The 7007-nt window shown below is 60.0% G+C and carries 6 protein-coding genes and 1 tRNA gene; 4 read left to right on the forward strand and 3 right to left on the reverse strand.

The annotated features are described in order from the left end of the window. Positions 1-63: 63 nt before the first annotated feature. Entirely contained in the window at positions 64-768 is a 705-nt protein-coding gene (gene cysE, locus AB5750_RS07315) for a serine O-acetyltransferase (protein WP_349110954.1), read from the reverse strand. A 223-nt stretch (positions 769-991) separates the two neighbouring features. Here cysE and AB5750_RS07320 point away from each other — a divergent pair, with 223 nt between their 5' ends. Both AB5750_RS07320 and AB5750_RS07325 read left to right on the forward strand, forming a co-directional pair. Next, positions 992-1639: a VTT domain-containing protein gene (locus AB5750_RS07320; RefSeq protein WP_117800261.1), complete on the forward strand. Its 648-nt coding sequence runs from the start codon at positions 992-994 to the stop codon at positions 1637-1639. A 289-nt stretch (positions 1640-1928) separates the two neighbouring features. Continuing rightward, positions 1929-2981 carry a branched-chain amino acid aminotransferase gene (locus AB5750_RS07325; RefSeq protein ID WP_368145954.1) on the forward strand — a complete coding sequence of 351 codons (1053 nt, stop codon included), beginning with the start codon at positions 1929-1931 and terminating at the stop codon, positions 2979-2981. Between the two features lie 479 nt (positions 2982-3460). On the opposite strand, the gene AB5750_RS07330 is transcribed toward AB5750_RS07325, so the two are convergent. Then, on the reverse strand, positions 3461-4012 hold the full coding sequence (locus tag AB5750_RS07330) for a LemA family protein (protein WP_171021549.1): 552 nt from the start codon (positions 4010-4012) through the stop codon (positions 3461-3463). Positions 4013-4223: 211 nt separating this feature from the next. Here AB5750_RS07330 and AB5750_RS07335 point away from each other — a divergent pair, with 211 nt between their 5' ends. Continuing rightward, positions 4224-4808: a TetR/AcrR family transcriptional regulator gene (locus tag AB5750_RS07335; RefSeq protein ID WP_368145953.1), complete on the forward strand. Its 585-nt coding sequence runs from the start codon at positions 4224-4226 to the stop codon at positions 4806-4808. A 2-nt stretch (positions 4809-4810) separates the two neighbouring features. Here the strand turns inward: AB5750_RS07335 and AB5750_RS07340 are convergent. Continuing rightward, a tRNA-Ser gene (locus tag AB5750_RS07340) sits at positions 4811-4900 on the reverse strand. A gap of 51 nt (positions 4901-4951) precedes the next feature. Here AB5750_RS07340 and tadA point away from each other — a divergent pair. Next, on the forward strand, positions 4952-6733 hold the full coding sequence (tadA, locus tag AB5750_RS07345) for a tRNA adenosine(34) deaminase TadA (RefSeq protein ID WP_368154967.1): 1782 nt from the start codon (positions 4952-4954) through the stop codon (positions 6731-6733). The last annotated feature ends 274 nt before the right edge of the window (positions 6734-7007 follow it).

The following is a 7007-nucleotide window of genomic DNA, read 5'->3' on the forward strand; positions in this document are numbered from 1 at the left end:
CGCCGGGGATGAATTCCCTGGCGCGCCTTCTTGTGTTGATGCGGGCTTGTACCGTTCGCAGCCCTAGCGTTCGTCCGCGAGCTTGGCGACGAGGGCCTTGAGCTCGGCCACCTCTCGCTCGAGTTCCTTGACGCGGCGGGCGTTCTCGGTGATGCCTTGACGGTTGAGCGCGGATTGCTCGGCGGCATCGTCGGGCATGTACTCGCGATGCTGCTTGGCATCGAAGCTCTCCTCGAACACGCGGCAGCCGTTGCGCTTGATGATGCGTCCCGGCACGCCCACGACGGTGCAGTTGTCGGGCACGTCCTTGACGACAACCGAGTTGCCGCCGATCTTGACGTTGTTGCCGATGCGAATGTTGCCGAGCACCTTGGCACCCGTGCCCACGGTGACGTTATCGCCGAGCGTTGGGTGGCGTTTGCCGGTCTCGTTGCCGGTGCCGCCGAGCGTGACGCCCTGGTAGAGCACGCAGTTGTCACCCACAATGGTGGTCTCGCCGATGACGACACCCATGGCGTGGTCGATAAAGAAATGTTTGCCGATCTGTGCGGCGGGATGAATCTCGACGCCGGTGATGTGACGGGTGATTTGCGAGAGCACGCGGGCGAGCGAGCGATGACCGTGCTCCCAGAGCCAGTGCTCGGGCACGTGGTTCCACTTGGCGTGCAGGCCAGGATAGGAAAGGAAGATGACCAGACCGTTTTGCGCGGCGGGGTCCTGCGCTTGGACGGTCTTGATGTCCTCGCGAATGGTATTGATAAAGCTCACCGGCCGCCCTCCCTTAGCGCCATGGCAATGCGATTCAATAAAGTATAGCGATTCGCTAGGGATTAGGAAGGACAATCTTGGCGGCTTTGCGCTACAGGTGTCAGTTATGCAAACTTGCTGGTAATGGAGTCATGCTTTTGTGGGTTTGCGCACGAGGGGGCACCGCAACCGTATACTGGTCAACTTGGACGTATCCGCGCCCACAACTGAGAGGTTTTACTTCATGGGTTTCATCAATTTTATTGCCGAGCTGCTCAAAGACCCGCGCACCGCGATCGCCAGCTGGATCGCCGCCGGCCCGCTTATGGCCTACGGCTGTGTGTTCCTGATCATCTTTATCGAGACGGGCGTGGTGTTCTTCCCGTTCCTTCCCGGCGATTCACTGCTGTTTGCTTCGGGCTTCTTTGCCCACAATGGCGGCTTTAACATCGTGGCCCTGCTGGCCGTCGCATGGGCGGCTGCCATCTTGGGTGATCAGTGCAACTTTATGATCGGCCACTTCTTTGGCAAAAAGATCATCGCTTCGGGCAAGGTCAAGGCCATGACGCCCGAGCGCATCAAAAAGTCCGAGGACTTCTTGGACAAGTGGGGTCACCTGGCCATCTTCCTGGGCCGCTTTTTCCCGTTTATCCGCACCTTTGTGCCCTTTATCGCCGGCATGGGCGGCATGCACTGGCGTAACTTCGTTATCTTTAACGTGCTGGGCGGCATTACCTGGTCAACGCTCTTTACACTGCTGGGCTACTTCTTTGGTGGCATTCCCTTTGTGCAGGAGCACTTTGAGCTGCTAATCGTCGGCATCGTTGCCGTGTCGATCATCCCGACCGTGGTCGGCCTGGTTAAGGCTAAGCTGGGCAAAAAGAACGCGTAGCTCGAGCCAGCGCGCAAACCGTGCCGTTGAGGCCCGTCACCGCTTACGGTGGCGGGCCTCTTTAGTTTCGGTCAAATGAAAATACTTTACTTAGTTAAAGAAAAGCGTTTTATCAGACGCGTACGGGGAGTACAATCTCGTGCATGCGAATCGACGTGCCATCGGCTTTGATGCTGTTCGCGTGTCCCGTCCGGCTCTACGCTCCGGGCGTGCGACGTTGCGACGCGGTCGGCCTCGGTCCTTGCGTGCGGGTTCGCGAGTTTGCAACTGTGTATGTAAGGAGCGACATATGACTGTCGAGAAGAAGGATATCGATTGGGGTAGCCTCGGCTTTGGCTACATGAAGACCGATTACAGCTACGAGGCTCATTGGAAGGATGGCGAGTGGGACGAGGGCGGCCTGACCACCGACCACACCCTGCATGTCTCCGAGTGCGGCGGCATCTTCCATTACTGCCAGGAGGTCTTTGAGGGCCTGAAGGCCTACACCGCCGAGGACGGCAGCATCGTCTGCTTCCGTCCCGACATGAACGCCGAGCGTATGTACAACTCTGCGCAGCGCCTCGAGATGCCCCCGTTCCCCAAGGACAAGTTCGTTGAAGCCGTCAAGCAGGTCGTTTCTGCCAACGCCGCCTGGGTTCCGCCCTTCGGTTCCGGTGCGACCCTGTACGTGCGTCCGTTTATGATCGGCTCCGGTGACGTGATCGGCGTGGCTCCCGCTCCTGAGTACACGTTCCGCATTCTCGTGACCCCGGTCGGTCCGTACTTTAAGGGTGGCCTCAAGCCCGTCAAGCTGCGCGTTTCCGAGTATGACCGTGCGGCACCTCACGGCACCGGCAACATCAAGGCCGGCCTGAACTACGCCATGTCCCTCAAGCCCACGATGGAGGCCCATCGCGAGGGCTATGCCGAGAACCTGTATCTCGACTCCGAGTCCCGCACCTATGTCGAGGAGACCGGTGGCGCCAACGTCCTGTTCGTGAAGGAGGACGGCACGCTCGTCGTTCCGCAGTCGCACACCGACTCCATCCTGCCCTCTATCACCCGTCGTTCGCTCGTTCAGGTTGCTCAGGACCTGGGTATGACCGTTGAGCAGCGTCCCGTCGAGTGGGCCGAGGTCAAGGCCGGCACCTTTGTGGAGTGCGGCCTGTGCGGCACCGCTGCCGTCATCTCCCCGGTTGGCGAGATCGACAACAAGGTCTATGGTGCCGACGAGACCGTGACCTTCCCGGCTGGCTACACCGAGATCGGTCCCGTGATGAAGAAGCTTCGCGAGACCCTGACTGGTATCCAGTCCGGTGCTGTCGAGGACAAGCACAACTGGGTTTACACCGTCGCGTAAGCTGTCTTAGCTGTCCGGCCCGAGGGCGACCTTCCTTTCCGGCGCGTCCTCGGACATGAAAGAACCTCCGCTGCGCACTTTGTGCGGCGGAGGTTCTTTCGTCCTGCGGAGTGCGCCGGAAAGGAAGGTCGCCCTTTTGTTTTGCTTCGCGCCATGTGGGGCCGGTGGCGACGTGCATTTTTGCGAGTATTCTGCAATCGAAGGCCCCTGCATACCGACCTCGGGCAAAAAATCGGGATTTCTCGATGTTTTCTACGGATGATGGGCGGGGTTACGGGCTGACAGCGTTTGATTTGCAGGGATATTCGCGGTCTTTGGCACTTATCGTGGCGCCCGAAGCTCTTGGTTATGTTGAATACTCCTAAAAATGCACGGCGCTTAGAGGGGGACCTTCGCGAAAAAGGAAACCGCCCCGTCGAAGTATGCATTCGACGGGGCGGTTTATGCATTTGGCCGATTAAGGATGCGCTGCCAAACTACTAGAACTTGACAGTCGGGGCCTGGCGGGCTGCTTCGGCGGCCTCGAAGCCCTGGCGCTCCTTAAACTGGAAGATGCCGGCAAAGATGACAGCCGGGAACGTCTGAATGGCGTTATTGTAGCTGAGCACGCAATCGTTGTAGCTCTGGCGTGCATAGCTAATCTTGTTCTCGGTATCCTCGAGCGATGCCTGCAGCTGCGTAAAGTTGGTGTTTGCCTTAAGATCGGGATAGGCCTCGGCTACGGCGAAGAGCTGGCGCAGCGCACCGGTCAGCACGTTGTCGGCTTCCATCTTGGCCTCGGGCGTGGTGGCCTTGACGGCGGTGTTACGCGCGCTGATCACGGCGGAGAGCGTCTCCTGCTCGTGCTTGGCGTAGCCCTTGACGGTCTCGACCAGGTTGGGGATCAGGTCGTTGCGGCGCTGCAACTGCGTATCGATGTTCTGCCAGGCGTTATCGATGCGGTTACGCTTGGTGACCATGTTGTTGTAGATGCCGGCGATGGCGCAGGCAATCACAATGACAACAACGATGCCGATGATGACGGGAAGCATGATGTCTCCGTTTCGAATGGCCGCGGCGGCATGCGCCAGCTGCCGTTGGTATAACGCTACTAGTATACCCGCAACGTTTTGCCGTGCCGAACTTTCCGGTAAGCGTTGTGTTTTCGGCGGGGTCGGCACCGGGGCAAAGCGCGCGAGGTACAGGTGTAAGATATGCGACAGATTGACGAGTGTTGTCTTTGCCCTGAGGATGGCGATACCAGTGGACCTTCGCATTAAGAAAACCTACCGCTCCCTGTTCGATGCCTTTACCGAGCTTTTGGAAGAGCATCGTTTTGAGGACCTGACGGTTGCCATGCTGTGCGACCGTGCCATGATTCGCCGCACGACGTTCTACAAGCATTTTCGCGACAAGAACGATTACTTTGCCTTTTATATCGATGAGCTTATGTCGGGCTTGCCGCAAAAACAGCCCGATGAGGCCGGCGCAGTGTCTGCCGAGGACGTGCACGCGCTTCGACACGCGATTTTGGACGATGCCATGGATTTGATTCTGGCACACGAGCGGCTCATGGATAACATTTTGGCAAGCAGCATGTCGGGTATGTTGACCAACGTTATTTGCGACCGCATTGCCCGCTCCATCCGCGAGCGTGTGATGAACATGCTTGCCGAGGATGCCCTGGCCCCCGTGTCACTCGAGACGACGTCTGAGTTTGTCGCCGGCGGTATTATTCGACTTTTCACGATATGGTGGGAATCGGGCCACGATCTTGAGCGTCGACCCGAGATAGCCGACGTGGTCGATGCACTGTTTGAGCGGACCATGACACCGGTGAATCACTAAAGTGGCGGAGAGAGGGGGATTCGAACCCCCGGAACGCTCTCGCGCTCAACGGTTTTCAAGACCGCCGCATTCAACCGCTCTGCCATCTCTCCGTGAGTCGTAATGATAGCATCGTTTTGAATTTGCAACAGGGAAGGCGAACGATGACGATCACCGAAATCGACGAGAAGTTCATGCGCGAGGCGCTGGCCGAGGCGCGCGCTGCCGCGGCAGTGGGCGAAGTGCCCATTGGCGCCGTGGTGGTGCGCGCGGGTGAGATTGTCGCGCGGGCGCATAATCGTCGCGAGCTCGATCAGGACCCTTCGGCGCATGCAGAGTTCGCGGCCCTGTGCGCCGCCGCTCAGGCGCTTGGACGCTGGCGCCTTTCCGATTGCACGGTCTACGTAACGCTCGAACCCTGCTGCATGTGTGCGGGGCTTATGGTTAACGCGCGCGTGGGACGCTGCGTGTATGGCGCGGCCGATGCCAGGGCGGGTGCGCTGGGCTCGCTGTACGACCTCAATGCCGATTCGCGCCTGAACCATCGGTTTAATGTGACCGCCGGCGTGCTGGCGGATGAGTGTCGTGAGGTGTTGAGCGGCTATTTTAGTGGGCTGCGTGGCGCCGATGGTGCTGGCTGCGGTTGTGGGGCCGATCTTGAGGCGCATGCCGCTCATGCCGAGGCGCTCACGTGTGCCGAAGATATTGCCGTTGAGGCGGTTGACTTTGGTGTCGCGTGTCGCCGGCCCCGCCGTGTGCTGTTGGCGATCGACTCCTTTAAGGGCAGCGTTTCGAGTGCACAGGCGGAGTCGGCGGTTGCCGAAGGTGTGCGCCGCGTGTGGCCCGATGCCCAGGTGGCCGCATTGCCGCTGGCAGATGGTGGCGAGGGAACGCTCGATGCCATTGCCGCATGCGGTGGCGAACTCTCAACCTACGAGGTTGCAGGCCCCTTAGGCGATCGCGTGTCTGCCCGGATGCTGGTGGACGACGAGCGCGACTCGGCCGTAATCGAGATGGCCGAGGCGGCGGGTATTGGGTATTCGCCTTGCACGGAGTCGGCGGCGTTGGCGGCCACAACCTATGGCGTGGGCGAACTGATGCTTCGTGCGGTTCGCGCGGGTGCAAAGACGATCTATATTGGCTTGGGCGGCAGTGCCACCAACGACGGCGGCGCCGGCATGCTGCAGGCGCTGGGCGCTCACCTTGTCGATGAGTGTGGCCGCAATATCGCTCCCGGTCTCGCAGGTCTCGAACACGTGGTGAGTATCGATTTGGCGCCAGCGCTTCGGGCGCTGAACGGCGCGCGTGTCGTGGTGCTTTCCGATGTCGAGAATCCGCTTGTGGGACGCCGAGGCGCCCTAGCGGTGTTCGGTGGGCAGAAAGGCCTGCCGACAGATGACGCCGAGGCGCTTCACAAGTGCGACAGCTGGATGGTCGGCTACGGCCGCCTGCTCGATACGGCAATTGCTAGGGCGCGGGCTCAGGGGTTGCTGCGCACGCCCAAGGGCGCACGGACATTTGGCTCGGTGCTCGGCGTGCCCGGTGCCGGTGCCGCCGGCGGCCTGGGTGCCGCGCTGCTGGCGCTCGGCGCGGAGCTGCGTTCGGGCGTGGAGACGGTGCTCGATCTGATTGGGTTTGACGAGCGCGTATGCGATGTCGACCTAGTCATAACGGGCGAGGGCAATATGGACGAGCAGTCCGCCGCCGGTAAGGCGCCGGTGGGTGTGGCTCGTCGTGCGAAGCGATATGGCAAGCCGGTGGTCGCCGTCGTGGGCGGTCGCGCCGTCAACCTGGACACGGTGTATGAGCAGGGTATCGACTTGGTTTTGCCGATTTGCCGCAAGCCCATGGATCTGGAGCAGGCACTCGATCCGCAAGAAGCCACAACCAACCTCATCTGCGCCGGCGAGGCAACTGCCCAAGCCTACGACCTCGCCCGCCTCTAAAACCCATCCCCCAATAACTTGCGGTGAAATACGGAGTGTTTTTGCCTTTAAGGTGCCAATTCAGTCCGTATTCCACCGCAACTTCGAGAATGTCCATTCGAGGTTGGCTGCCTTGGGTCTTGGGTCGGACCGTTTGCCACGAAATGCGACCATCTACTACGTTAAACCGGCCACCCTCGACCATTCCGGAATTTGCAAAAACAAAACCGACGCTCCTATAAGTTGTCAATAGGCAGTTTGCGGGAGCGCTCCCTTCAATTCGCACAGGAGCTCG

The organism is Collinsella aerofaciens (genome assembly GCF_040926185.1).
GTDB lineage: Bacteria > Actinomycetota > Coriobacteriia > Coriobacteriales > Coriobacteriaceae > Collinsella > Collinsella aerofaciens_BC.